The organism is Paenibacillus sp. P4_E11 (assembly GCF_056401635.1).
On the sequence record NZ_JBFUIX010000009.1, the window covers coordinates 52,481 to 78,062 of the forward strand.

Annotated in this window: 29 protein-coding genes and 1 riboswitch; of the genes, 12 read left to right on the top strand and 17 right to left on the bottom strand. The window is 48.8% G+C overall.

Annotation, left to right across the window (positions count from 1 at the left end; all coding sequences use genetic code 11):
* The first annotated feature begins 1 nt into the window (after position 1).
* The 4 genes from AC1DWB_RS06005 to AC1DWB_RS06020 all read left to right on the top strand — a co-directional run bounded on the left by AC1DWB_RS06005 (position 2) and on the right by AC1DWB_RS06020 (position 2,763).
* Positions 2–178 carry a capping complex subunit for YIEGIA gene (locus AC1DWB_RS06005; RefSeq protein WP_477540190.1) on the top strand — a complete coding sequence of 59 codons (177 nt, stop codon included), beginning with the start codon at positions 2–4 and terminating at the stop codon, positions 176–178.
* A gap of 59 nt (positions 179–237) precedes the next feature.
* The gene (locus AC1DWB_RS06010; protein ID WP_477540132.1) at positions 238–1,356 is read left to right on the top strand and encodes a mandelate racemase/muconate lactonizing enzyme family protein; all 1,119 of its coding nucleotides are present in this window, start codon (positions 238–240) and stop codon (positions 1,354–1,356) included.
* A gap of 951 nt (positions 1,357–2,307) precedes the next feature.
* The gene (locus tag AC1DWB_RS06015) at positions 2,308–2,400 is read left to right on the top strand and encodes a sporulation protein YjcZ (protein WP_477540133.1); all 93 of its coding nucleotides are present in this window, start codon (positions 2,308–2,310) and stop codon (positions 2,398–2,400) included.
* A 234-nt stretch (positions 2,401–2,634) separates the two neighbouring features.
* The gene (locus tag AC1DWB_RS06020; RefSeq protein ID WP_477539552.1) at positions 2,635–2,763 is read left to right on the top strand and encodes a sporulation protein YjcZ; all 129 of its coding nucleotides are present in this window, start codon (positions 2,635–2,637) and stop codon (positions 2,761–2,763) included.
* Positions 2,764–3,202: 439 nt separating this feature from the next.
* On the opposite strand, the gene AC1DWB_RS06025 is transcribed toward AC1DWB_RS06020, so the two are convergent.
* Positions 3,203–4,102 carry an SDR family oxidoreductase gene (locus AC1DWB_RS06025; protein ID WP_477540134.1) on the bottom strand — a complete coding sequence of 300 codons (900 nt, stop codon included), beginning with the start codon at positions 4,100–4,102 and terminating at the stop codon, positions 3,203–3,205.
* 268 nt (positions 4,103–4,370) lie between these two features.
* Between AC1DWB_RS06025 and AC1DWB_RS06030 the strand changes: the two genes are divergently transcribed.
* A complete protein-coding gene (locus AC1DWB_RS06030) occupies positions 4,371–5,018 on the top strand; it encodes an SGNH/GDSL hydrolase family protein (RefSeq protein WP_477540135.1) in 648 nt (215 codons plus the stop codon).
* Positions 5,019–5,104: 86 nt separating this feature from the next.
* On the opposite strand, the gene AC1DWB_RS06035 is transcribed toward AC1DWB_RS06030, so the two are convergent.
* From AC1DWB_RS06035 to AC1DWB_RS06050, 4 genes are all read right to left on the bottom strand, one after another.
* Positions 5,105–5,962: an ATP-dependent DNA ligase gene (locus tag AC1DWB_RS06035; RefSeq protein ID WP_477540136.1), complete on the bottom strand. Its 858-nt coding sequence runs from the start codon at positions 5,960–5,962 to the stop codon at positions 5,105–5,107.
* Between the two features lie 507 nt (positions 5,963–6,469).
* Entirely contained in the window at positions 6,470–7,015 is a 546-nt protein-coding gene (locus AC1DWB_RS06040) for a VanZ family protein (protein WP_477540137.1), read from the bottom strand.
* A gap of 12 nt (positions 7,016–7,027) precedes the next feature.
* A complete protein-coding gene (locus AC1DWB_RS06045; RefSeq protein ID WP_477540138.1) occupies positions 7,028–7,276 on the bottom strand; it encodes a hypothetical protein in 249 nt (82 codons plus the stop codon).
* Between the two features lie 230 nt (positions 7,277–7,506).
* Positions 7,507–7,716 carry a hypothetical protein gene (locus tag AC1DWB_RS06050; protein ID WP_477540139.1) on the bottom strand — a complete coding sequence of 70 codons (210 nt, stop codon included), beginning with the start codon at positions 7,714–7,716 and terminating at the stop codon, positions 7,507–7,509.
* Positions 7,717–7,910: 194 nt separating this feature from the next.
* On the opposite strand from AC1DWB_RS06050, the gene AC1DWB_RS06055 reads away from it, so the two are divergent.
* Positions 7,911–8,114 carry a hypothetical protein gene (locus AC1DWB_RS06055; protein ID WP_477540140.1) on the top strand — a complete coding sequence of 68 codons (204 nt, stop codon included), beginning with the start codon at positions 7,911–7,913 and terminating at the stop codon, positions 8,112–8,114.
* Positions 8,115–8,215: 101 nt separating this feature from the next.
* Here the strand turns inward: AC1DWB_RS06055 and AC1DWB_RS06060 are convergent, their stop codons facing one another.
* Positions 8,216–8,425 carry a hypothetical protein gene (locus AC1DWB_RS06060; protein WP_477540141.1) on the bottom strand — a complete coding sequence of 70 codons (210 nt, stop codon included), beginning with the start codon at positions 8,423–8,425 and terminating at the stop codon, positions 8,216–8,218.
* Between the two features lie 88 nt (positions 8,426–8,513).
* A riboswitch (cyclic di-GMP riboswitch) is annotated at positions 8,514–8,597 on the bottom strand.
* A gap of 84 nt (positions 8,598–8,681) precedes the next feature.
* Complete coding sequence (locus tag AC1DWB_RS06065; RefSeq protein WP_477540142.1) at positions 8,682–9,488, bottom strand: class I SAM-dependent methyltransferase; 807 nt, start codon at positions 9,486–9,488, stop codon at positions 8,682–8,684.
* A 291-nt stretch (positions 9,489–9,779) separates the two neighbouring features.
* Here AC1DWB_RS06065 and AC1DWB_RS06070 point away from each other — a divergent pair, with 291 nt between their 5' ends.
* Entirely contained in the window at positions 9,780–9,944 is a 165-nt protein-coding gene (locus AC1DWB_RS06070; RefSeq protein ID WP_477540191.1) for a cold-inducible protein YdjO-related protein, read from the top strand.
* An 85-nt stretch (positions 9,945–10,029) separates the two neighbouring features.
* Here the strand turns inward: AC1DWB_RS06070 and AC1DWB_RS06075 are convergent, their stop codons facing one another.
* Complete coding sequence (locus AC1DWB_RS06075) at positions 10,030–11,925, bottom strand: PrkA family serine protein kinase (RefSeq protein ID WP_477540143.1); 1,896 nt, start codon at positions 11,923–11,925, stop codon at positions 10,030–10,032.
* Positions 11,926–12,297: 372 nt separating this feature from the next.
* Between AC1DWB_RS06075 and AC1DWB_RS06080 the strand changes: the two genes are divergently transcribed.
* A complete protein-coding gene (locus tag AC1DWB_RS06080; RefSeq protein WP_477540144.1) occupies positions 12,298–13,032 on the top strand; it encodes a DUF2161 domain-containing phosphodiesterase in 735 nt (244 codons plus the stop codon).
* A gap of 704 nt (positions 13,033–13,736) precedes the next feature.
* Positions 13,737–14,951, top strand: a complete 1,215-nt coding sequence (locus AC1DWB_RS06085) for a polysaccharide deacetylase family protein (protein ID WP_477540145.1) — start codon at positions 13,737–13,739, stop codon at positions 14,949–14,951.
* Here the strand turns inward: AC1DWB_RS06085 and AC1DWB_RS06090 are convergent.
* Positions 14,926–15,924, bottom strand: a complete 999-nt coding sequence (locus tag AC1DWB_RS06090; RefSeq protein WP_477540146.1) for an NAD(P)/FAD-dependent oxidoreductase — start codon at positions 15,922–15,924, stop codon at positions 14,926–14,928. The two genes, AC1DWB_RS06085 and AC1DWB_RS06090, sit on opposite strands and share 26 nt — an antisense overlap.
* Positions 15,925–16,200: 276 nt before the next feature.
* Between AC1DWB_RS06090 and AC1DWB_RS06095 the strand changes: the two genes are divergently transcribed.
* The 3 genes from AC1DWB_RS06095 to AC1DWB_RS06105 are packed head-to-tail and all read left to right on the top strand — an operon-like array spanning position 16,201 to position 19,378.
* The gene (locus tag AC1DWB_RS06095; protein ID WP_477540147.1) at positions 16,201–17,838 is read left to right on the top strand and encodes an AraC family transcriptional regulator; all 1,638 of its coding nucleotides are present in this window, start codon (positions 16,201–16,203) and stop codon (positions 17,836–17,838) included.
* 26 nt (positions 17,839–17,864) lie between these two features.
* Positions 17,865–18,311 carry a hypothetical protein gene (locus AC1DWB_RS06100; protein WP_477540148.1) on the top strand — a complete coding sequence of 149 codons (447 nt, stop codon included), beginning with the start codon at positions 17,865–17,867 and terminating at the stop codon, positions 18,309–18,311.
* Positions 18,308–19,378 (top strand): phosphodiester glycosidase family protein, encoded by a 1,071-nt coding sequence (locus AC1DWB_RS06105; RefSeq protein ID WP_477540149.1) that lies wholly within the window; start codon positions 18,308–18,310, stop codon positions 19,376–19,378. Before AC1DWB_RS06100 ends, AC1DWB_RS06105 begins: the two co-directional genes overlap by 4 nt.
* A 640-nt stretch (positions 19,379–20,018) precedes the next feature.
* Here AC1DWB_RS06105 and AC1DWB_RS06110 read toward each other — a convergent pair.
* The 8 genes from AC1DWB_RS06110 to AC1DWB_RS06145 all read right to left on the bottom strand — a co-directional run bounded on the left by AC1DWB_RS06110 (position 20,019) and on the right by AC1DWB_RS06145 (position 25,184).
* Entirely contained in the window at positions 20,019–20,780 is a 762-nt protein-coding gene (locus AC1DWB_RS06110) for an ABC transporter permease (protein ID WP_477540150.1), read from the bottom strand.
* 2 nt (positions 20,781–20,782) lie between these two features.
* Complete coding sequence (locus AC1DWB_RS06115) at positions 20,783–21,541, bottom strand: ABC transporter ATP-binding protein (RefSeq protein ID WP_477540151.1); 759 nt, start codon at positions 21,539–21,541, stop codon at positions 20,783–20,785.
* Positions 21,542–21,556: 15 nt separating this feature from the next.
* A complete protein-coding gene (locus AC1DWB_RS06120; RefSeq protein WP_477540152.1) occupies positions 21,557–21,907 on the bottom strand; it encodes a DUF1048 domain-containing protein in 351 nt (116 codons plus the stop codon).
* 10 nt (positions 21,908–21,917) lie between these two features.
* Positions 21,918–22,265, bottom strand: a complete 348-nt coding sequence (locus AC1DWB_RS06125; RefSeq protein WP_477540153.1) for a DUF1048 domain-containing protein — start codon at positions 22,263–22,265, stop codon at positions 21,918–21,920.
* Entirely contained in the window at positions 22,265–22,570 is a 306-nt protein-coding gene (locus AC1DWB_RS06130) for a PadR family transcriptional regulator (protein ID WP_477540192.1), read from the bottom strand. Before AC1DWB_RS06130 ends, AC1DWB_RS06125 begins: the two co-directional genes overlap by 1 nt.
* A gap of 272 nt (positions 22,571–22,842) precedes the next feature.
* The gene (locus AC1DWB_RS06135; protein ID WP_477540154.1) at positions 22,843–23,502 is read right to left on the bottom strand and encodes an S-layer homology domain-containing protein; all 660 of its coding nucleotides are present in this window, start codon (positions 23,500–23,502) and stop codon (positions 22,843–22,845) included.
* Positions 23,503–23,883: 381 nt separating this feature from the next.
* A complete protein-coding gene (locus AC1DWB_RS06140; protein ID WP_477540155.1) occupies positions 23,884–24,774 on the bottom strand; it encodes an FtsZ/tubulin family protein in 891 nt (296 codons plus the stop codon).
* A 44-nt stretch (positions 24,775–24,818) separates the two neighbouring features.
* Positions 24,819–25,184 (bottom strand): MerR family transcriptional regulator, encoded by a 366-nt coding sequence (locus AC1DWB_RS06145; RefSeq protein ID WP_477540156.1) that lies wholly within the window; start codon positions 25,182–25,184, stop codon positions 24,819–24,821.
* Positions 25,185–25,582 lie beyond the last annotated feature (398 nt).

Here is a 25,582-nt window from a genome sequence, read left to right on the forward strand (position 1 = left end):
GATGTCCCATATAGCTGCGATTGTCGTCATCGATCCGAATCAAGTAGCAGGAGGAGCACCCATATTCATCGCCAAGGACAAACAAGATCTGCAGCAACTCGCTTTCTCTCTGGAAAAAATTTTGGATTCCGCTGCGCATGATTTGAAAAACGGTACGATCATCCTCGTGAAGCATTAGCATGATAAGACGATCCGAGACGAATAGGATTGGGAACTTGTACATGGAGGCGACTTGCTTTGTATATTCACAAAATCGATACGTTTCCCTTGCTGTATCGCATTCCTCAGCCCTACGGGGACGCTAATGGCATCAAATCATACCGCTCTTGTTATTTAATTCGAATTACGAGTGACGACGGTGTCGAAGGTTGGGGGGAATGCGTCGACTGGCTTCCGACCCTGCACAAAGGTTTCCAAGATCGAATTGGGCCCTACTTGATCGGCAAGTCAGCCTCCGACCGGAACAACTTGGTTCGAACGATTAAGAAATGGCATCCTCGTGCTGCTTCTGCTGTGAGCATGGCTTTAACGGAAATGATGGCCCAGGCAAGCCATATTTCGGTATGCGACTTGTGGGGAGGCAAGTATCGGAAGACGGTTCCGGCGTATGCCTCGTTTCAATCGTATTCAGAGGGGGCTGACTGGAGCGAACAATCGTTGAGAGCGATCCACCATGCGATCTCTGATGGATTCACCAAGATCAAAGTAAAGATAGGTGGCAAATCAATCGCTGAGGATCAGCAGCATATTGATTCTGTTCAAGCTTTGTTGCATAACGAGATCGAGTTGGCTCTGGATGCGAATGAAAGCTATGACGTCTCAACGATGCTGCAATGGCAAGCGAATCTGGAATCGTGGTCCAATCTTCTGTGGGTCGAAGAACCGCTTGCAATGAAGCATGCTGCGGCATATACACTGCTGAGAAGCCGATTATGCGCACCACTCGCTGGTGGCGAGAATATTGAAGCCGCGACCGACTATCTGCCCCTCTTGACCCAACATTCGCTTGATTTCATTACACCCGATCCTCTCCACTTGACGGGGATCGATGCCTATAGAGAGACGTTAGGGTTGGCCCGAAGCTTCGGCATTCGTGTAACGCCTCATGCTTACGACGGAGCGTTATCACGATTGTATGCCATCTTCGCTCAAGCAACTCTCGAACCATGGAGCAAGATGGGAAGCGACTCCATCGAACCCGTGGAGTGGGATGTCATGGATAATCCTTTTACGAAGCTGATCCCGATCCAGCCCATGAATGGAGCAATTACCATTCCAGAAGGAACAGGAATCGGGATCGAGATTGATCGGGATAGGCTTGCCTATTATAAGTGGGACGGAACCAGCTATACATGAGAGAGCTGACAGAGGCAACTAAGTCGGTGATCCTTGCGTTGACTTTCCGCTTTCCTAACGGTATCGGGTCGACCGTAATATATTCGAATGCTCTTTGAATAAATTTTTTTTGCCTTGACGTTATCGATAGGGCAACTGTTCGTGTCAGTGGAAAGCCACCAGCAATAGCACCGACAAATGTAAGTGAATCCATTGATCGTCCTTGCCGAATAGCTTGGCCAATTCATATTGAGCAAAATAGAAGCACTTCAAAATAAACTTGCCTACTGCAAACCAATGTCGTTACAATCTGAGTCCATGATGTTCTCTTTATGGCTACACTACCTATCATTGGTGTCATGATTATGTGCAACCAAAAAAATCCCGTCTTGAAGCACCGGGAAACCGATCGTCCACCCGTACATGGTGATTGCCGTTATCTCCTATTAGCGGAACGTTTACGTTGAGGGGGGCTTGATTTTTTCTTCTTTTCTTTTGTATTGGAGGCGCTAGCGCTGGCTTTCGTGTTGGATTGCGTGGAATCACCGCCGTCTGCGCCGCTGGTGGTTGTGCTGGATGACTGAGGCGCGATCTGCTTTACGTCCCCGAAAACTACCGTTCCACTGACGTTCGTTAGTATTATCGTAGCACATATAATCGTGGACATCCTTTAGGTCACCTTTTTCGTATATTTGAGGTTATAGATTATATTATTCATGCTATAGCGAATTGGAAGGGACAAACATGGACTAGAATAAACTTCTGTACATTGCGCCCATTTTACCTAAAATTTAGGTCAAAACAAAAGCGTCTGCTCGGTCAGTTGACTTGAGCCTTGAGCTGCGGTTGAGTGACATTTATCATTCCGATATATTTGCCATATTTGCGCATTTACCGGGTACCATTTGCCCTTACCGCATCGCTTTCTTCCCTCATACATTGGATTATCTTGATAAGAGGAGGAGATTTAATATGGGATTTTCTTGCGGAGGATTTTCTAGCATCGGGATCATTCTTGTACTCTTTATTTTGTTAGTCATTATATTACGCGGTGTATTCATCTAATTCCGTATCATTGAATGATGGCAAAAATTATTAAGTGGAAGTCGAGATAGCAGACGATTTCAAGAACCGCTGGAGCTGTCCAGCGGTTCTTGCATTTGTAAAAAAACGATCGGGTGACATTGTCATTCCAGTGTATTTGTCACAATTGTGCATTTGAAGGGTACCGTTCGCCCATACACAATCGGTCCCCCCCTCATATCTTACCTTATCTTTATTAAAAGGAGGGGAAGACAAATGGGATTTGACGGTGGCGTTGGAGGAATAGGTGGGGTTGGATTTTCTTGCGGAGGATTTTCTAGCATCGGGATCATCCTTGTGCTCTTTATTTTGTTAGTCATAATATTGCGCGGTGTATTCATCTAATGCGGCTCTTAGGACGCTAATTCCAATACATTGACTTCTCGCTTTGGACTATCCCATGATAAGTACCTCTTTCACTGTGGTCGGTTCCTTGAACCGGCCATATTTTTATACGACACAAAATGATACCACTAAGAAAAACCCGGCAAGTGGCTCCTTGTAGTATTCCGGGTACATCTCACCACCACAGCTTTCACAGCTGAACTTCGGCGGTACAGTTGGATCCCATTCATCCATTCGTTCAAAGTCTTGCATTACTCCAAGTACGGAAATCGCAGTAATAGAAGCTGTGCCCATAGCTAAGTAAACAGCGCATTCATAAATCATGAAATAACAGCCCTTGCAATCACAGGGGCTGTTATTTCATTCCCAAAGTTTCGCGTGTTATTTAGGATCGGGGTTTACTTCGGATTTTGTTATAAATTGCAAATCAATTTTCAGTTCATGTTTCTGTCATGACGCCGCCGTTGACGTGTAGCACCTGTCCCGTCACGTAGGAGGAATCGTCGGACGCCAAATAAATGTAGGTCGGCGCAAGTTCGAACGGCTGTCCGGCGCGTTTCATAGGCGTTTCCAAACCGAATGTTTTAACATATTCGGCCGAATAGCTGGATACGATGAGAGGGGTCCAAATCGGACCTGGAGCTACAGCGTTGACCCTGATTCTCTTGTCGACCAATTGGAGCGACAGCGAACGGGTAAACGATACCACCGCGCCTTTTGTCGAGGAATAATCAACAAGCAAAGGAGCGCCTGCATAAGCGGTTACTGATGCTGTTGATACAATAGAACTGCCCGGCTTCAGGTAAGGGAGTGCTGCCCTCGTCATGTAGAAATGCGGAAAAATGTTGGTCCGGTACGTATTCTCGAGCTGTTCGTCGGAAATGTCCAATATGCTCTGCTGAGGGAACTGGACGCCTTGGTTCAATATAAGCACGTCAAGCTTTCCATAGCATTCCAACGTCCTTCTGACCACTTCCGTGGAAAAAGAGGGCTTGCGCAAATCGCCTTCGATCAGTAGACAACGGCGCCCGTAGCGCTTCACCATCTGTTTGGTCGCCTCGGCGTCCTTGCGCTCATACAAATAGACTATCGCCATATCCGCTCCTTCTTTGGCAAAGCCGATTGCGACGGCGCGTCCGATGCCGCTGTCGCCTCCGGTAATGATGGCGATTTTCCCTGCCAATTTGCCACTTCCCTTGTATTCGGGATTGTCGGATATTGGAGTCGGGTTCATTAGATACTCCAAACCAGGCTGCACGTCCTGATGCTGCGATGGAAATGTGATTGGCACTTGCCGGCAGCGTGTCTCATAACCGTAATATGGATACATTGGTATCACTTCGAAATCCTCCATTAATATAATATTAGAAGCAGGATATTCGCCCAGTTCGAAAATGGTACCCGTGATGTCACTTTTAATCTTAATGTTGTGCTATTGGTTAACGAAAGAAGACTACCTACCAGTATGACAACTATTGTGTCCTGTCAGTGCAACAAATTCCCTTGGTAACCTACCGATAACCACACCTTGTAAAGGGGCTATCACACAAGAAAATCATCCTTTCCATACATAAATTAAAGACAAAAGAGTAATAAGGCGGGAGAGTATGATTAGTTATATAGCTTTAGGCGATTCGATCACTTTTGGTCAGCAAGCAAGTTCTAGCTGTAAAGCATATCCATCTAGAGTTACCTCGATGCTAAAATTAAAGGGAATTCAGGCAAAACGATTCGTGATTGCCCAACCCAGTTGGACTAGTGCTGACCTTGCAGAAGAGATCTATGCAGATCCTTCGCGCCTTAGTTGTGCTAAAGTGGTTACAGTATGGATCGGCGGCAATGATCTGATTCATTTTGCCTTGTCCTCGCTCCGAGAACCCGCTACACCAATTCTAGAGATGATGAACCGGTTTAAAAGAAGACTTGATATAATACTTGGATTGGTCCGTATTATGGGAGTGAAACACATCATCTGCTGCACCCAATACAATCCATTCCCAAACAGCGTAATTGCTGTGGATGCCATTCGCACTATGAATCAACTAATTACTGCCTCCGCGAAAACAAATTGTTGTCTGGTTGCCCGGGTGGATCGGTGGTTTTCCGGTAACGAGCACAGTTTAATATACGGATACCGCGGTGGGCATGCAGAAGATGCTTTACGCGGTTTCGCAGCGGTACATCCAAATGATCAAGGACATGAGGTCATTGCCAAGGGACTGTTCTCCTCTATTTATCCATTGATTCGCCAGTGATGAGTTGAATTCGGCTGGTCCCTTGCCAAAACCGGGCTTCCGTTTAAAAAAATAAAAGCCCAACAGCCGAAACAAATGGAGTATGCCTAAACAATGAACTCTACAAACACAGGACTCCTCAAGAGTCCTTTTTTGGTCCAATTTCTCACTTTCACCTTAGCCCGAATCCTCGGCTCCACGTAGACGTGATCGCGATCCTCCCCCGTGATATATGGCTTGATCACCTGGAAGAATGCCTGCTTCTGCGCCGGCGCAACTCCAAGCTCAATTATCCCAGCGGGGCGATTCCGGCCATCCCTCTGAACCGATGCTAACCAGCCGAACTCTGCTTTCTTCCAACCACTGATCGTCACTTCCGCATAGGACCAGTTGATGATCTTCTGCCAATTGGGGCTCCGCTGTCCGACCGAGTAAACCGACTTCTTCCGCTTGCCCACTATCCCTTCCATTTGCCGTGCCACCATCTCATTAAACAACTGCTCGCCTTCCCGCTCTATGTAAGGTACGACACTGATCCGCGGGTTCCCGAAGTCGATGCTGGCAAGGAGCTCCTTTCGTTCCATGAGCGACCAACCGCGCACGTCCCACCCTCGGTACCGAAGGATGTCGAACACAATGTAGTTGGCCGGCAGCGTGGCCGATAGCCGGAGCACCTTGTCAGCCTTGCGCGCCTGGAATCGCTCCATCACGGATTCAAAGTCAATCACGCCGGTAGACTGATCGACGCAAGCGACCTCTCCGTCAAGTAAGATGTCGTCCTCTGCTAGATCGTAAAGTTCTGGGTATTGAAGAGTACAATCATTATTATGGCGAGTATACAACCGCGAGTTCCCGTCCTGGCGGGTGAGCAGCAGCCGATGTCCATCGATTTTCGGTTCGAATATAAAGTCTGGATGTGTAAATGGGTTTTTGGCTGTTTCGAGTAGCATAGGGGAAATAAACATAATCATCACCAGTGTAATCGTACCACTATAGGCTTTTGAGAGGTATTGGGGGTTAGTGGAAATAATAAAGGAGGCCCTAAATTATGAAGCAGGGCAATAAAATTCCACATGACTGAGACGCATGCCTTTTACATATATAAGTATTCTTGTCAAAGAAAAAAGAACAGCCAGGGACTAACCCCGCCTGTTTCTCGGACAGATATTATTTATTGTCACTTGATATCCCTAAACCGCTGTATAATCTCGGGGAGGAGGAAGAGTGATCCGAAAATAACCATAAACCCGACATCAACCCAACGCTATCCGTAGATCACTCTTTCATCTGAGGCATTTGTGGAACTCATTAAGCAACTTAAGCTTAGAGATTCTTATGCCGAACGTTCGCTATATAACAGGGTAGAAGACCTGGATCAAGCCGTAACCTAAATTACCTATTGGGTTGAACAACGGGGGTCCTTCACTTGGAACGGCTGTTTTTGCTTCAATCAACAATGAATCGACCAGTCTCTACTTCTTGACTATCTTCCCATGTAACAACAACAGGAGCAACATACACCCGATTCCAATTGCGGCCCCGAGCGTATCAACCGCCACATCTATCAATAAGGGCGTACGGTCCCCGGTAAGGCTCTGATGAAACTCGTCTGATCCCGCATACAAGAAGCAAATCAGCAGGCTGTACAGAAACAGCAGTCCCCGCCGTTTCATATGCCCTAGTGCAAATGCCACAGTCCCTCCCAGACAGAAGTATATGAATAGGTGCGCCCCCTTGCGAATAAAAAACTCCACAAACCCGGGTACCCCAAGGCGATTTATGCTGACGGTCTCACCGGCATAGTTAAACTCAATATTGGAGAACTGTTCGGAGATCATTTGCTCAGGAAGCAACTTATGAAGCTTCGGTCTGAGGTCTTGCTGATGGTAAGGCTGGGAGGAGAAATAAAAGATAACAGCCATAATAAGGACGGCTGGTATCCACCTGATGGTTGTACTTGTCTTCCTTTGCATGTCGTCCCCTTCCTGGCTAGCTAGCCAATCTTCAATCACATTCATGTAGAAATCTCGTTAGTCGCTTCGGATCGCGGTTATGAAGTCGTCCAGTTCATAGATGAAGCCGAATAGGATCGATATCCGCCAAAGTGCAATGGCCTTCGCCCCTTCATAGGGTGCCGACTCTTTCGTCTCAATGGCCGTAACGGCTTCTCTAATCGCGGAGCAGGCAAGTCCTCGTCTGGACATGTCCAGCATTCCACCAGGAGAGGACAACAGACACCCATCAATGGCAAAGCCGATATACGTGATGATCGATGTCATATTGCCGATGAATTCCAGGGAACACATGTTCACTCTTGAATTTCTGAATCCGTCTGAGGTAAGAATCCGGCTCGGTGCCCCTCTTTTCAACAGTTGTTTGAGATGGCGCGGCTGTAGCCGGGAAGCTGCTGGTAATAGTCTCCTGGGAAGAGAACATGGAACACCTTCATCCCTGCCTTCCGCACCGCTTGCAGCAGAGTGGGGAACACCATCGCGGCAATTTCATTCGATCATGTCAAGTATTCAACAGAGCGGTATCTGCCTGAAGACTCTTCGGGTGTCCCGAACGCACCAGCGTGCATCACAACGATTGCCGAACGGTTCAGATCGAATTCATAATCTGTCTTGGCCCAGCCGCCAAACCCTCCTGCAGGAATCTGGAGACTGAAATCTGCATCATGCTGTCGGTAATAACAAGTCGGCATTCGGACGATGCTCATATGTATTACCTCCTAATTGTGAATCATTCTCTCATCATACGACCAATTGCTAACATAATGCTACCTTAACACAATTGGAATCAAATATTACATATCCCGAATTCGCGGCACAAGATGCGGATCGTACGGTTATCAAGCCTCCTACGAATCATGATATAATGCTTGCATCATCCGAGTAATGGGAGGCCCCGCACTTGTTTACTCGTAAATCATCGGCTGTCGAGCCTTACTCGGCCTGTCACTTCTGGTTACTGCTTGCGGCGGAAGAGAGTATTACCGGTTACAACTACGAGCCCTGGCACATCCGCTATGTTGGGATTGACATCGCCAAAGAAATTTCCGAACGTGGTATAACGCTAGAGGTATACTTCCAGGATGCCGTGCCTGTCAACAAGTAATGATGTACTTGTGCTAACAATCTAAGAAGACGAATAAGAAGCCCGGACAATGGAGTCCGGGCTTCTATTATGTAAGGTGCGTATTCCACAACTCTCGCTCGTTATCGGGCCAAGCCATTTTTGTATTCCTGACAAGCGAGACAAGTTGAAACATCGACGCAAGTCGGATTCATCTTGCCAGTGAACTTCGTACAGTAAATCGGGGTCTTGAATTCAATATTCGAAGAAATCATCGAGCTGTAAGCGCAATTTCCAATCAATTCGACAGTTAATCGATGCAAATCGGTCTTCAACTGCTTCACTTCTTCCATTAATTAGCACCCCCTGACACTGATGTTGTCGCATTGCTAAACAATTAAAAGAACGCTGCCCATATGACAGCGTTCATAAGATCCGCTAGAGGGCAACCCGGCTGTCATAGCTTGCGCTGAAGACCCGTAGCTTTGCGTCCCCGTCTTTCGATCGGGTTTGCCAAATCATGCTAATGTACTACCAACCAGAGACTATAGTATCATAGATTCCCGCCCTTGTTTAATAGGCATATCGGACTATTTGTTATTCATGTTGTCACTTCGGCTTCCTGGCCTCGAATCGCAGTCTCACATAGTCCGCCATCCAGCCCTGTTCTCCATACAATGCTGGCCTAACTTCCTGTTCGATCTCCTGATAAACCGTCTCCAGCTGTTCGTTCGTCAACCCTGATGTGAAGGCTCCACCGAACATCCCGATCCAATGGAGAAGCCCATGTTCGCGGTCATTCAATGCCGTCGGACGTTGGAAAGTCACGAGACGATCGACCGTGAAGCCCTGATCTTCCAGCAGTGTGGCATATTGCCCTGCGGTCGGGAAATACCAAGGATTGCAGGCTATGGCATCTATACCGCGCCTCGTGACGGCCCGTTCCAGCGCCGTGGCAATGTGCGCTACGTTGCCCTTCGCGCCGAACTCGCCGACGAAGCGGCCGCCGGGCCGCAGCGCATCCCAGACGCCGCGGATCACATCCGCCGGGCGCTTCATCCAGTGCAGCGCCGCATTCGAGAAGACGGCGTCATAGGACGGTGATGTGCGGAAGTCTTGTGCATCGGCGACCTCGAATGGCAAGCCAGGGTACTTGGCCCTAGCCTCAGCAATCATCTCCGCCGATGCATCCATGCCTTCTACTTCCGCGCCTGATGAGGCGATCAGAGCAGTCAGATCACCGGTACCGCAGCCCAGATCAAGTACCCTCATGCCGGACTGGGGATCAAGCCAGTTCACGACTCCCTTGCCGTACTCCGAGACGAAGCCCAGCTGATTGTCATAAAGCCTCGAGTTCCATACCTGACTTATGTTGATGCTCGTTGTTCCTTGATCCACACTTGCTTTCTTTTCCATAATAGCAGCTCCCTTGATTAAATGATCTAATTCTTTACTTGTTGGTTTCATTATGATCCCAGTCCAGTTATACGTCTAATATATAGAAGCTTTAATATTAATAGGTAATTCCTATAATAGGATGACATAATAATTCCTGCACCTCACTCGATTTCATTTCGTCGGACTTGCTGGAATTATTAATTATTTGTAATGAAACTTGATATCTGTTACAGTGCCATAGGAATGTTTATTGATTCGGGAGGGTATATTGATTTGTTAACAGAGACAGCAAAACCAGAATTAACTCCAATGCCGATATTCAGGTGCAACAATAAGGAATGCAAAGCATGGATTCGCGAGGAGCTCGCTTCATCACCTTCACCAGATTGTCCGTTGTGTAAGGGGAAGATGGTTCGCAGCTTCAAGCATCTACCCAAGCTCGCTAAGACGCCCAAGCCAAGGAAGCGTCCTTAACTGCATTACGACCTCATAGCATACAAAAAAGTCCGGAACCTGCTGACATTCAGCTAGCTCCGGACTTTTATTTTGGTGGGGTTCTTTAGCGATTCAGGAGGCTTCCTACATAGCGCAGCAGCTCATTGGCTGAACCGGTCGTATAGCCATGCTCATCAACGAGTCGTTTGATTACTTCGTTGATTTTCTTCAGTTGGTTCTCATCTGGCGTTTTCGTCGACGTCGTAATCTTGACAATATCCTTCAAGTCCGTGAATAGCTTCTTCTCGATTGCTTCACGAAGCCGTTCATGACTGCCGTGCTCGAACTTCTTGCCCTTGCGGGAATATGTCGACATGCGGATGAGAATCTCTTCACGGAACGCTTTCTTCGCATTCTCTGACACCCCGATCTGCTCCTCAATCGAACGCATGAGTCGCTCATCCGGGTCCATCTCTTCACCGGTCAACGCATCCTTGATCTTCTGCCAGTTGCAATACGCCTCGATATTGTCCAGGTAATTGTTGAACAGCGTCTTGGCCGACTCCTCGTACGAATAGACGAACGCTTTCTGCACTTCTTTCTTCGCCAGCTCATCGTATTCCTTGCGGGCTACGGAGATGAAGTTCAAATACCGCTCACGCTCTTCCTTCGTGATAGAAGGATGTTGATCTAACCCGTCCTTGAGCGCACGCAACACGTCCAGGGCATTGATGAATTCAAGATTTTGCCGGATCAATGCGCTCGATATCCGATTGATTACATATCGTGGATCGATGCCGGTCATGCCCTCTTCAATATACTCGTTCTGCATCTCCTTGAGGTCGGCGTCCTTGAAGCCTTCCACCGTTTCTCCATCGTACAGGCGCATTTTCTTGACCAGATCCATCCCTTGCTTCTTGGACTCCTTCAGCCTCGTCATGACAGAGAAGATCGCAGCAGCCTTTAGCGAGTGAGGGGCGATGTGGATGTGCTTCATGTCACTCTGTTGGATGAGCTTGCGGTAGATCTTCTCCTCCTCCGACACCTTCAGGTTGTAAGGAACAGGCATCACGATCATTCGCGACTGGAGCGCTTCGTTTTTCTTATTGGAGATGAACGACTTGTATTCGGATTCATTCGTATGGGCCACAATGAGCTCATCGGCAGAAATGAGCGCGAACCGACCTGCTTTGAAATTGCCCTCCTGGGTGAGCGATAGCAAGTTCCACAGAAACTTCTCGTCACACTTCAGCATCTCCTGGAACTCCATCAGCCCGCGATTGGCCTTGTTCAGTTCCCCATCGAAACGATAAGCCCGTGGATCGGACTCCGTACCGAATTCCGTAATGGTGGAGAAGTCGATGCTGCCCGTGAGATCGGCGATGTCCTGCGATTTCGGATCGGATGGACTAAACGTCCCGATGCCAACTCGTTCTTCTTCCGAGAGGAAGATTCGTTCGATCATGACCTCTTCGATCCGGCTGCCAAATTCGGTTTTGAGCCGCATCGCGCAAGACGGACAGAGGCTGCCTTCAATCTTGACGCCTAACTCGCGTTCGATGTCGGCACGGAGCTGGGCTGGCACCAGATGCAGCGGTTCCTCATGCATCGGGCAGCCTTTGATCCCATAGAGCGCCCCATCCGGCGTCCGGGAATAACGTTCCATCCCACGTTTCAGCATCGTCACAATCGTGGATTTCCCGCCGCTGACCGGCCCCATCAGGAGCAGGATCCGCTTTTTCACATCGAGGCGTCTGGCTGCGGAATGGAAATACTCCTCGACGAGCTTCTCAACGGTCCGATCGAGCCCGAATATTTCATCTTCAAAAAACTTGTATCGTTTCCGCCCATTCTCCTCAGTTATCCCGTGCCAAGCAATCATATCGTACACGCGCGAATGCGCGGTTTTGGCTACACCGGGATTGGCTTTGACAAGATCGACATACTCGGCAAACGTACCGCTCCAGGCGGCTTGTTCCTGCTCCCGACGGTGCTCCGATATCCGTTTAAAAATGTCCATGGTGCCCTCCTCTCATCTGTACACGGCTAAACGCGCTTTCCTGTTCTGAGCTATTCCCTTTTGTATGTCTAGTTGTAAGCCGATGCTGAAGACCATCATGAAAACCAATGCAAGCCGATTGTGTACCGAGTGCGAGCCAACTCTGTGTCAATTCTGATACAACTCCGTATTCTTAGTGATACCGCAGTTGACTGCGGATTTCTTGACGCTGGGGTTTAGATTAGCAGTGTATTACATCCATATGCATCAAGCCCTGCGAAGTTGCCCAAAAATTTGCTTGAAGAAAGCTCAACTTTGCAATTATGGTATAATGATCGTGAGTTATTGTCAGGAAATATGACACATCGAACAAGTAAAGGAAGGACGAACAGGATGGCGATCCAAAGCGAAACCGAGCTTTATCTTCCTGTCAAAACATATTGGGAAACGCTAGGCTATGAGGTGAAGGGCGAGGTCAAGCATTGCGATATGGTGGCAATCCGCGGGGATGAGCCGCCTATCATTATTGAGCTGAAGAAAACGTTTAATCTACCTCTCGTCATTCAGGGAATCGATCGGCTGCAGCAAGCCGACAATGTGTATTTGGCTGTGGAGCTGCCCGCCACGGGAAGGGCGCCGCACCAGTTGAAGTGGTCCGAGCTATCCCGACTGTGCCGCATGCTCGGACTAGGCCTCATCACGGTGCGATTCTACTCGAGGCGCAAACCGAAGGTCGAGCTGCTCTGTCATCCTGAGCCTTACACACCGCGACGCAGTAAGGTGAAGGCTACTCGCTTGCTGTACGAGTTCAAGGAGCGCTCCGGCGACTACAACGTGGGCGGCAGCACGAAGCGCAAGCTCGTCACGGCCTACCGCGAGAAGGCGCTCTACTGTGCGTATTGTCTGCAGCAGAGCGGACCTTCGAGCCCTCGGCAGCTGCGAGAGCGAACCGAGAACGCGAAGGTGCAGCCGCTGCTGCGGGACAACGTCTACGGCTGGTTCGCCCGCGTCGAGCGTGGCGTGTATCGCCTGACCGACGCAGGCGAGCAGGCGCTGGAGCAGTACGCGGACATCGTCGCGCATATGCTCTCGGGCAAGGCCATTGCTGCGGCGGTGGCGCGGGATTGATGCTGCACGGTCGATTTCCGGCCCTACAGGGGGGGGCGGCGGCGTTTCGTTGCTGCAAAGCCGATTTCCGGCCTTACAGCGGGGGGCGACGCCTTTTCGTTGCTGCAAAGTCGATTTCCGGCCTTACAGCGGGGGGCGACGCCTTTTCGTTGCTGCTAGGCCGATTTCCGGCCCTACAGCCGGGGTAGCGACGCCTTTTCGTTGCTGCTAGGCCGATTTCGAGGCTGTCGATTCATTTCTCGAGCTGTAAGACGATTTTTTCGTCTTACAGCTCCTGCGGCTGGCGTTTCTCGGGCTGCAAGACCGATTTCGAGGCTGTCGATTAATTGTGAACAAGAGGAGTGGAAAGTGAAAAAGAGGACCCTGGCGAGTTTTGGCTTGAACCTCCTTACCGCGAAATCCCTTATACAATCAAACAAGATGTTTGAGCATAAGGGTCCTTTTTCACTTGGAACGGCCGTCTTAGCTTCTATCTACAATGAATCGACAGCCTATTTTTCGTCTTACAGCACCTGCGTGGAGGTTCAAAAAATTTTTCACTTGGAACGGCCGTTTTCCCGACAAATCCGCAACCGCTTACAGAATAAAATAGGAGGCCCAACAAAAAATAAAAGGAATGAATCTAGTGTTCCTCGTATATGTATATAGTAGAAAAGTCCTGCTAGCTGCTAGGGGTACGATATTGAATCGTGGCGGTGTCATAGATGGGCAAAAACAAGATGGTCAGCGTAATGACGATTTGGATGATCGTGACTGCAGTGGGAATTGCAGGTTGCACGAAAAAAGAAAGCAGTCAGTCTGTTTCGCAGAAGTCGGCGAACTCAACCGAGTCTGCATTCGGATCGACTGCGAGTTCAGCCACCGAACCTGCAGCCAGATCAGGATCCGGATCAAGGTCTGGATCTGAAGTAGGATCAAGATCAGGACCTAATCCAGCATCAGGAGTGTCGGCTGGATCATCACCATCTCATGCATCACCCGATTCCAAATCTGCAACCGCTTCCTCATCTCCATCTGTCTCTATATCGAGTTCTCAGTCTTCCGCACATGGAACAGGGGAGCCATCCCGATCCAATCCGCCTAACGAACAGTCGATGTCGATGAGCCTCTCAACGTCGGGTCACCCGGACACGAAAGCAGAAGTGTCTGTCGTACCCATTCAACCTGCACCTGCACAGCCAAATGCCAAGCTAATTTCCCCGGAGCCAACGCCGTCACAGCAACATCAACAACAGCAGAAACCTATAGAAACAGCCCATATTACCCGTATCCCGGTATTAAATTATCATAGTATAGGTACAGAACCCGACAACAATGCCGTGCTCGATCCTAAGAAGCTAGAAGAGCAGATGGCTTACTTAGCCAAAGAAAAGTATACCCCTCTAACGCTGCAACAGTTCATCGACATATGGGAAGGCAAGCTGCAAGCTCCGCCGAAATCTGTATTGCTCACATTCGATGACGGCTATGCAGACAATCATGAACAGGCACTGCCGATATTGAAAAAGTACGGGTTCCACGCCACCCTATTCATGTCGCCTGGATCAGTAGGCGATGGCTGGTATATCGATTGGAAGCAAGCCAAGGAGTTGCAAGAAGCAGGCTGGGACATTCAGCCACATGGGATGACGCACCCTCAACTAACCAAGTTAACGGAGGAGAAGCAGCGAGTAGAAATTGAAGAATCGGCCAAACAACTCGAAGATCATCTCGGGATCAAGTCGGAAGTATTCTGTTATCCTTACGGCCTGTTCAATAAAACTACGATCAAACTATTACAGGAAAACAAATACAAGCTGGCATTCACAATTGATCAAGGGTTTGCGGATACATCTCAAAACCCTTATGCGCTCAAACGATTGTTCATCGGAGGGTCGGACAGCTTGAACACGTTCATCCAGAAGTTGACGAAAGGGTGAGCTTGCCCGATAAAAGTTTGTTCATCCAAATAGCCGCTTGGCTTCCTTCACCCATCGCAATCGTCACCTGCTCAGCATGAACAGCGACATCGCCTGCGGCCCAAACACCAGATACATTCGTCATCTTCGTACGGGGATCGGTTACAATGTGGCGGTTCTCGAGACGTTCGACGCCCAACTGCCGCGCCAAGTCTGAATGTACGCGATTCCCCCCGAAGGCGATGAATCCACGTTCACCGGCAACAATTCTGCCAGTGCTCAACTGCACGCCCTCGAAGCAACCATCATCCGACTCGAGTACGCGTTCGATCGGCTCGGCGATATATTCGATTCCATGCCGCTCCAGCTCTTGAAGCGAGACCAGCTTGACATCACTCTGCTCATGGTTCACATACACCAATCGTTCGCTCCAATGTGTCAGGGTTAGCGCCATGTTCGCCCCTACGTCACCAGCACCCAGCACGATCGTCTTGTGCCCCTTGATTTCATAGCCGTCGCAATCGGGACATACATATACCGACTTGCCCAGGCAGCATTCCAATCCAGGTAAATTCGGAAACCGATCGAGGATGCCAGTCGCCAAGAGCAGCACACGGCCTACATATTGCGAACCTCCCGGACCTACCGGATCTCTCGAACCCTCGACTACCTTCCCGGTCAGTCTGAACCCTCCGCCTTTCTTCACGGGCAGCATCACTGCCTCTAAGATCTCGTCAAGCACGAATCGAACCCCCACAGCCTCAGCCTGCTGTCGCCCCAGACGGCGAAGTTCGGGCCCAGATATGCCATCAGGCCACCCCAGCACATTATGATAACTGCGGCATAACGTGGAGCGACCTCGACCCGCATCAATAACCAATACGCGATAGCCGTACCTGCCAAGCTGCAGAGCGGCCTGCAGTCCTGCAATTCCCCCGCCAACAATAATCCCGTCCGCATCATAAGCTTGTTCAGTAATGTTTCTCGGTTCCATATGGCTCCTTCGGTTTTTTTTACAACCTACTATGCCCAAAAACAACAATTCCATCCGAAGGTTTCAGTATGGCCTCGATTCCCAAGTTGGAATAGTTTGAACTCCGATTGCTCACAATGATTGCAAAGACCTCAAATTCATGATCGAATGCAGCACATGACGCAACCATTATGTCGTTACAGGCGTCTATGTACATTGCCTGCGTGCTGCAACACAATCAGGAAGCCAAGGTGACGGTCGAATCGTACAAGCCTGTGCAAATCGGGAGGGACCGGCATGAAGGCGTTGATTGTGGATGAAGAATTGCATGTTCGAGATACCATACGTTCGTTGACAGATTGGAACACTCTGGAGATTGATACTGTACTAGAAGCTAATTCTTGCCTATTGGCCAAATCCATTCTGGAGCATGAGCGTCCTGAGATTGTGATCACGGATATGATGATGCTGCTCTGTAACGGAATGGATATGCTGGAATGGATACAACTTCGGGCGATTCCTTGTAAAATCATTGTGATCAGCGGGCAGTATGATATGGAGTTCATGCGGCATGCGGTGAAATACGGAGGGAGCGTCTACTTGCTGAAGCCGCTTGATCCCGTACAGCTGCAACAAGCGCTGCTCAATGCGGTGAAGAGCTGGAAGCAGGACGAGCAACTGCGAGTGCAGGAGCATCAGCACAATATGGAGATGAACCGGATCAAGCCCGTGTACAGAGATAAGCTGCTGTCTACGCTATTGAAGGACAATTCCGAGTTTCACATGCTCCAGGAACATCTGTATCAGGAATTTCCAAGTATGAAGAACGCAACCGTCTGTACGATTGCCGTGTTGAGTCTGGATACGATGGAGCAATCCATTCGGGAGCGATTTGCTTACCGCCTGGATTTGTTATATTTCTCGCTGATTAATATTTGCAACGAAATTCTGGAGAGGAAACAAGCCGGCACCGCCTTTCGCAATTGGACCAATGACAGCGAGATCATTATTCTCTTATGGAACCACTTGTCTGATACGGAATCGATCATAAGCCAGGTAAGCCGAAGCATGCGGGAGACGCTTCGCGCCGAGTTCGACTTCGGAGTCGGTCGGCAGAAACATTTTCCCGAGCAACTGCATGAGTCGTATAAGGAAGCTCGTTCTGCACTCCGCAACCGCAATCTGCTGGAGAAGGGGAGCCGAATCACGATATACGAACAGCATTCGGAGGAGCGGCCCGGCGCCTTGCGCTTGACTGATTTCGAAGAGCACATTCGAATGGCCGTCCGCAGTGGGAGACAGGAACAGATCGAAGAAGCCGTGAATCAGTGGATTGCAGCCGTCGTGGCTCTGGAGCGGATCACCATCGAGCAATTGGAGTTGTGGGGGCACGAATATAATATGCTGAAAGCAAGGTGGGTTGAAGATCTATTCATGGAAGAGGTTCCCGAACTGAGATTGCCTTCGGAAGGGACACCATTCATCGTACCTATGGATAGCAAGGGTAGAATCTCGATTGAGTTATGGCAGCAAGAGCTTACTGAAAGCATGCTGCGGCTCGCCAAGCGACTGCAAGCTCATCATCTGCAGGGAGCCAACATCCTATTCGACATCGCCCGATACCTCGATCAACACTATGCTCGGGATCTGACTCTGCAAGATCTGGCCGACCATTTTTTTCTAAGCCGTGAATACATTTCGCGCAAGTTCAAACAGCAGTTCGGGGAAAATGTGATTGAATATCTTAGCCGGGTCCGGATCGACAAATCCAAGCTGCTGCTGCATAATCCTTTGTTGAAAATAGCAGATGTGGCCCAGGCGGTCGGCTACCAGGATGAGAAATATTTCAGCAAAGTTTTCAAAAAACGGGTGGGCGTTTCGCCAAACGAATATCGAAAAACGACGAAATTACTAGAAACTGTCGAATCAAATTGATAGAATAGTAGAAGAGGTGAAACCGCATGAATACACAATTGGAATCTGTCGCCACTCCTGCTATGGCTCCTGCGCGTACGAACAAATCTACTAAAGCCGTCACATCGCGCAGAAAATCGTACATACTCTTCTTCATGAGCTGGTTCTTGCTTATCGCTACGGGGATTCTCGGAGCGGTTTGGTATACGCAGCATATTAAGCAGCAGATCACCGCCGAACTATCGAATCAGACTCAGTTGCAGATCCAGACTCTGCAAACCGACTATCAGAAGCAATTGGACACCCTGAAGGACAGCTTCACTTCGGACATGTCCAAACTGCAAGCGAAGGTCGATTCGTTCAATGAACTGTTGGCCTTCTCCAAGGATAGCGCCAACAGCAAGACCGACAACAGCAACCAACTGTATACGCAACTACAAGAAGTGAAGAAGAAGCTGGATGAGCTGAAGAAAAACTTGGATGTGCTGCAATGACAATAACAATCAGGGAAATGAATCGATTCTTCTTGCTCGTGTGTGCCCCGTTCATGGGCATCATGATCTGGATGATGGCCACTTCCTGGTCGATTTCGCTCTCGCTCCCGCATAAGGCATCGTTGCAATTATTCTCAATCTCAGGAGCTGCAGCGCCAGTTAGTCAGGGACTCGACAAAGCAAAGACCGATGCTGTTGCTATTGGGGGGACGATCGAGAAGACGTTCCAGCAATATCAACAGAGTGCGACAGATATGAGTGTCATGCTGCAGTTGGCCGTAGCACAGGCAAGCAGGCCGGAGCAAATATTCGACAATCGGATGTCTGCCCAGATGGGCAAGCCGGTACGGACGATCACATCGGGCAATATTGACTTGAAGCTGTATCAATTCTCAGATGCCAATTACAAAGGACATGCTCTGAAAGTGAATTTGAAGTCCGATAGTGCCATGAAGATGGCGCTAGCCAAAGACAAGATCGGCAACAGTGAAACTACTCTGGAAGCTACCAAACGTCTCGGTGCGGTCGCAGGTGTGAACGCGGGCGGCTTCGCCGATGATAACGGCGGCAGACGTTTCCCGCTGAGCACGACGATGCAGAATGGCAAATATGTATATGGCTTCGAGCCTTCGTTCGAGAACTTGGCGTTCGTTGGCTTAAGTACGGACCGTAAGCTAATCGGCGGGCGCTTCTCCAGCCAGAGTGAGCTGGACAAGCTGAAGCCGTCGTTCGGCGCAACATTCGTCCCGGTGCTGCTGCAGAAGGGCGTCAAGCAGGCGATTCCCGCACAATGGGCGAATTCGCCGAAGCGTGCCCCGCGTACCGTAATCGGCAACTTCGGCAACGATCAGCTGCTCATCATCGTCGCCGAGGGCTACGATGAACGCGGCAACTCGGGCGCGACGCTCGCCGAGCTGCAGGATCGGCTCGCGTCGCTGCGTGTACGCGATGCCTACAACCTGGACGGAGGCGGTTCATCCTCCCTTGTCGTGGAAGGACAAGTCATTAACAAGCCGTCCGATGGGCGCCTCCGCTCGCTGCCTACGAACTTCCTGTTCTTCAAGTAATGCACCGGGGAAATGGTGAACACGAAATGTTCACATTTGAACATTTTCTTTTTCAGGACAGTTGGGTATAATAAATGTGATAAGAACGCAACGGAAAGAGGTGCTAACACATGGCAATATTCACTTCGACAACTTTTTGGCTGGTCATCGTTACGTTTGCTCTGTTCATAGTAGCCATGATGACGTCTTCTTACAACGAAGACCGTACGAAAGGTTTGTAATAGGTGTAAGTAAAGACCGTCCGGGAATATTACCGGACGGTCTTTTGACGTATGCATTCAGTTTGGCGTGCGGGGAGGAAGCAGTTAGGGAGTTCCCCCCATTGTCCTTTTTAATCCCCTTATGGCCGAAAAAGGATTTCTGGGGGCATTGGCCCAATATTTTCCGCGTCTGTATATAGATTAGCCCAATCGCTTCTGCTTCAGTAATTTTTGATAGGTTGAGCTGGTACCTTGCGCGGATTCTTATTGTCGATGCGGCAGGATTCAGCGCCGTCTGATCCAATTGCTGTTATAAAGGGATACCCGTATGGGAAGCATCGAGGGAGGCATCCCTTTTTAAAGGCGAACGCTTCGCTTTTCCAGATTCAATTGATCCACTCCGCTTGAGTTGGCGCCTCGTGCGATTATACCTGCAAACATTAAGCTGCTTTCCGTCTGTATGCACGCACCGCAAATAGATATGCGACGATCAGTATCCCTAAGCACCACGCAAGAGCGACCCAGATATCATTGCCTACCGGTTGACTTGACAATAGAGCACGGATGGTTTCTACGATAGAGGTCACCGGCTGGTTTTCGGCAAAGATGCGTACGACTGACGGCATCGTTTCGGTCGGCACAAAGGCCGAACTGATAAAAGGCAGGAAGATAAGCGGATAGGAAAACACACTAGCACCTTCCACCGATTTCGCGGACAGTCCGGCAATCGCCGCGACCCAAGTCAAAGCCAGCGTAAACAGTACGAGTATGCCGGCTACGGCAAGCCAAGACAGTACCCCCGCTGACGAGCGAAAGCCCATAATAAGCGCTACGAGAATGATGACGACAACCGAAATGACGTTGGATACCACCGAGGTCAGCACGTGCCCCCACAGCACGGTGGAACGCGCAATCGGCATGGAGTGGAACCGCTCAATGATGCCCCGTTGCTTATCCAAAAACAGGCGGTAAGCCACATAGGCCACCCCACTAGCAATAGCCATTAGCAGTATGCCGGGCAACAGGTAGTTCACATAGTTATCCGTACCGGTTTGGATTGCGCCGCCAAACACATAGACGAACAGCAGCATCATCGCAATCGGAGTGATGCAAACTGTGAAGATGGTGTCCATGCTTCGCAAAATATGGCGCATGGAACGTCCAAGCATCACGCTCATGTCGCTGAAAAAATGTTCATTCATTGTTACTTTTCCTCCTTTTTACCGATGATTGCGAGGAATATCTCCTCCAATGAAGGTTGTTTTTCCACGTACTCCGTCTTTGCGGGCGGGAACAGCTTTTTCAGTTCCTCAAGCGTGCCATTGGCAATAATCCTGCCCCTATGCAAAATGGCAATTCTATCGGCAAGTTGTTCAGCCTCATCCAAATACTGAGTGGTCAGGAATACCGTCGTGCCACCGTCGGCAAGCTCCTTGACAATCCTCCAAGCCTCAATGCGTGCCTCGGGGTCAAGCCCAGTGGTCGGCTCGTCGAGGAAAATGAGCTGCGGTTTTCCGATCAGGCTCATGGCAATGTCGAGCCTGCGGCGCATACCGCCCGAATAGGCGGACACCCTGCGGTCGGCGGCGTCGGTCAAGCCGAAGCGATTCAGTAAATCATCCGCGACATGACGCGGATTCTTAAGGTGTCGGAGTTTGGCGATCATGATAAGATTTTCCCGCCCGGTCAATATCTCGTCCACGGCGGCAAATTGCCCGGTCAGACTGATCGCACGCCGCACATTGTCGGGTTTTGACGCGACGTCAAATCCGTTTACGGTGGCGGTGCCTCCGTCCTGTTTGAGCAGCGTGGTGAGGATTCTGACAATCGTCGTCTTGCCCGCGCCGTTGGAGCCAAGCAGGGCGAAAATCTCACCTCGCTTCACTTCAAAATCGACGCCTTTTAGGACTTTTGTGTCCTTGAAAGACTTTCGCAGACCTTTCACTTCAATTGCTTTTTCCATCCTGATATCCCCCCTTTACTTTCTTTTATCTGTAACTTTTTTCATGGCCTTGTTAACTTCTTGGTTAACAGATTCTTGATAGATGTCAGCGTAAGTTTTTGAATCTTTGATTAGATCGTCGCAGAAAGCCGCTACGTCACTGCCCGTCACTTCGAGCACGCCTTTCCCCAAGGCCGCGCCCTCTTCAAAAAGATCGACAATCCCCGAGAGCAAACCCGTCCCGTCGGTTAGCTCAACAGGGCCRACCTTAAAAAGATATTTTTGAATCTCTTTATAAACAATCTGATAATCTTGCGGGAGCGCTTTGACACGCGCCACATGCGCTCGCCACTCTTTTTTGCCTTCGATGATATCTCGTATTCTCATTTTATCCCTCCTATTTACCTAATTTTTTAGCGATATTCTTGTTGAGTTGCTCGCGCCACTTGTCGCGAAAAGACTTTGCCCCTTCTTCGCCGGCCAGCGCTGAACAGAAKCCTTTGATATCGTCACCCAAAACCTCTTGGACACTCTGACCGTCCGCCGCCGTTTCTTCGAGCAGGCCAAGCACACCGTCAAGAATTGGCATGAGGTTGCGACCGGTGAAATCGGAGTGCGGCCAAAGATTGGCATTAATTTTTTCCCATGCCGCTTGATAATCAGCCGGCAGTTTTTTGACTCGCGATTCAAAAGCTTTAAATTCTTTAGTCATGTCGCTGCCGGTGATTTTTTCCCAAAAATTCATYATTTTTTCTCCTTTAACTCGTTAATTTTTGATGATACGAACTCCCATTTTTCCCAGAACCTCCGCAGCTCCTCGCGCCCCGCGTCGTTGATCGCGAAAAACTTTCGCGGCGGTCCCATGTCGGAGGGCTTCTTGGTGATCTCCACTAACTTGTTTTTTTCAATCCGGATCAGGATGGTGTACACCGTTCCCTCCACAACATCTGTGAAGCCGAGGGCGTTCAGCCGCCGCGTGATTTCGTAGCCRTAGGTTTCTTTGCGGCTTATAATTTCAAGGACACAGCCCTCAAGCGCCCCTTTAAGCATTTCCGTTAGATTTTCCAGCACAATCACCCCTTGCTATTCTGTATCACTGGTATGAAGTGTTACTTACTACAGCTATAAAGTAWCACGYAGTAGATGGTTTGTCAATAGCGTTTGCTCTGACACGGATTTTACATTTTCAACTATCCTGCCCGTTCAACGAGGCTGCCGTTCTATGCTGGCAGTCTCGTCCTGTTGTTTATGGAACTAACGTGCCCGATAGTGTAGCTCTTAGGTATAGGATGTTGATAATAGTAGCGCTGATCGCAGAATTGCTACATAGCTTTCTTGACCTCTTGCACACCTTTTTCTCTTAAATTGAAGATCAACTTAATCGCCTCAGCTCGGGTTAAGTAATCTTCTCCGCGATAACCTTCTACAGTTTTTCCATCTGAAAAACTTCTGGCCAGCATATAAGAGATTGCCCGTGTGTCTTGCAACTTCAACCCATCAACGGCAACAATGATTTCCGCTGCTTTCTTACGAGTTATTCTCGAATCTCGCTTAGCTGCATCTTGATAACCGTCCAATGGTATATTGTACTTATTACTAAGACCATACACCTCGTCAGACCAGTGACCAAGGGATTGTGACTTAACATCGGTATTATCGAATTTAAGAGCCCTAAAGATGAATGTCATTAATTCAGCTTCCGTTATTCCACTTTCCGGTCTGAAAGTCTTGTTTTCATAACCTTGTATGATCTTATTAGTAATAGCCCAAGCAATCTCTGACTCAGCCCAGTGACCATTTACATCGTTGTAACTGGAGAGAATCTCATCAATTTTTGCCTGATTCTTTACATTCACCTCTATCGACAAAATCATATTTTGGTAATTTACGATTACTTTTGATTTACCAGTAGTTCCCGTAGTGGTGATGAGTCCATCACTAGATACTTGAACACTCGAACCTTGTGTACCTGGTACCTGCAAGAAGATGTAATATCAGAACGTATTCCAGTCAAATATTTGGCTTGGACATACAAATTCTTTGTTTCTCCAACATTCATAGTAATGGATGATTCCTCAGTATAGATGTAAACGATGATGTTTTCTATCGATTCATTCTGACCATAATAGGTATCACTTGTTACCGTTCCCTCACTCGAATCAGAAGCAGTAAAGGAAACTTCAGGAACTGAACTTTGATATCTGTTAGAATTGGCCTGTACTACTGACGACAACGACAATGATGCTAGTAAAGCAAGTGACACAACCTTCGATTTTAATTTCAATGTTATTATCCCCCCGATGCAAATTTCCCAACGAGGCTGCCGATCCATGCCGACAGCCTCGCCCTGGTTTCTTATTAAACTATCGTTCCCCGTCTAAATAGACGCCATCTAGAGTTTTTTGCCGGAGGTTGTCCATAGTGTGGGTGACCTTTTTTGTTCTCCTGTGAATCGATCCGGCAGCCACAATGGTGAGCAACAAGTTATCTTGTGCTTCTTCATCGATGACCGTTCCAAATATCATGCTCGCTTCTGGTTTGATTTTTGACTGTACCGTTTCCACAATCAGATTGACTTCGTCGATATGTATGCTATTAGAACCTGAAATATTTAGGATAATGCTATCCGCTTTGTTGATGTCGTCAACTAACTGGCGGTTGTTCAAGAGTTGATCCACAACAGCCTGTGCCCGGTTTTCTCCGGCGGCCCTGCTTATGCCGAACTGGGCATACCCCTTTTCCCTAATCAAAAATTTAATGTCTTCGATATCCACGGTAATTGTTGCTCGGATGAGGGACAACACACAATTAACGGCATTTTGCATAAATTCATCAGCTGTTTCAAGTGGCAGATCAAGCAGCATGTCCACGTATTCCCTCAAATTTTCGAGCGCTGCTTCGGCGTTCCCACTAGCCGCTTCCGCGATTACGCCGACCGTAAGGATGCCCATCTTCCGGGCTTCCCGCGCAATAAGCGGTACTGTCGAAGAGACAAATCCGCCATCCAGGCTGGCCAGCAGTAATAAGATATCGCTGCCTTTCATCGCACTCAAAATTTGAGTCCATTCTTCTTCAGCCGCTGAATCAGAAAGCAGGATTTTGCAGTAGGCTTTGGATTGCATTAAGATGCCTTTATCTTGATCCACGTGGATAATGTCCATTTTCGCGCCGTTTTCGGTCAGCTTGTTCAATGCGGTCATACTACCGCTACCTACACCGATGATTTTGACCGGCAAATCGTCCTTTAGTACCATACGGATATGCTCCTTCTTGTTAAGGATCACTTCACTTACCACTTCTAACGGTCAACCTGAGTGTTGTCACTGATTGCTGCCGCTAACGAGTGAAGAATCTCTATTTTTTCCGTAATTTGTGTGATTTCCTGATCCATTTTCTTTTGAAGCTCACCGATCATATGCAATACAGGCAATCTCCGATTTTCGGCCAGAACGGTCTTGATGTCCTGAAGAGAAAAACCGATCTTTTTCAAAAACATTATGATGCCGAGCTTTTCGATCTCAGGCGGCCCATAATACCGATAGTTCGAGTCCGAAGTTTTGGCGGGCTTCAAAATGCCGACTTCCTCATAGTACCTGATGGTGCGAATAGAAATCCCCATATCCAAAGACAGCTGCCCGATGCTGATCAAGCCCTCCACAACCACAACGCCCTCGTCCTCCCTTCTTTGTTTTGACCTATCAGCAGTATAAAGTCTTCCGCCACGGAAGAGTCAAGTACAGGCGAAATAATAAAGGTCCTCACGATAAATATTTTTTTGGTCATATCATGTTCCCTCCCGTTCAATAAGGCTGCCGATTTATGCCGGCAGCCTCGTCCTGGTTTCTTATTGAATAATCGTGTCCCGGGAGTCAGAYTCCATGCGTTATAATCGGCTCCCTTTTCGACCCATTCGCAAATGTCCTTTGGGTTTCTACTTATTCTCCCCCCATCGTGACTTTCCTTTTTTTAACTTTCTTTCCCGTTCGTTAAACAGATAATAAATAAAGCCCGCAATTCAAGCAGACTTCATTCGGCTAATGTTCTTGTCATCCGACATCGGAC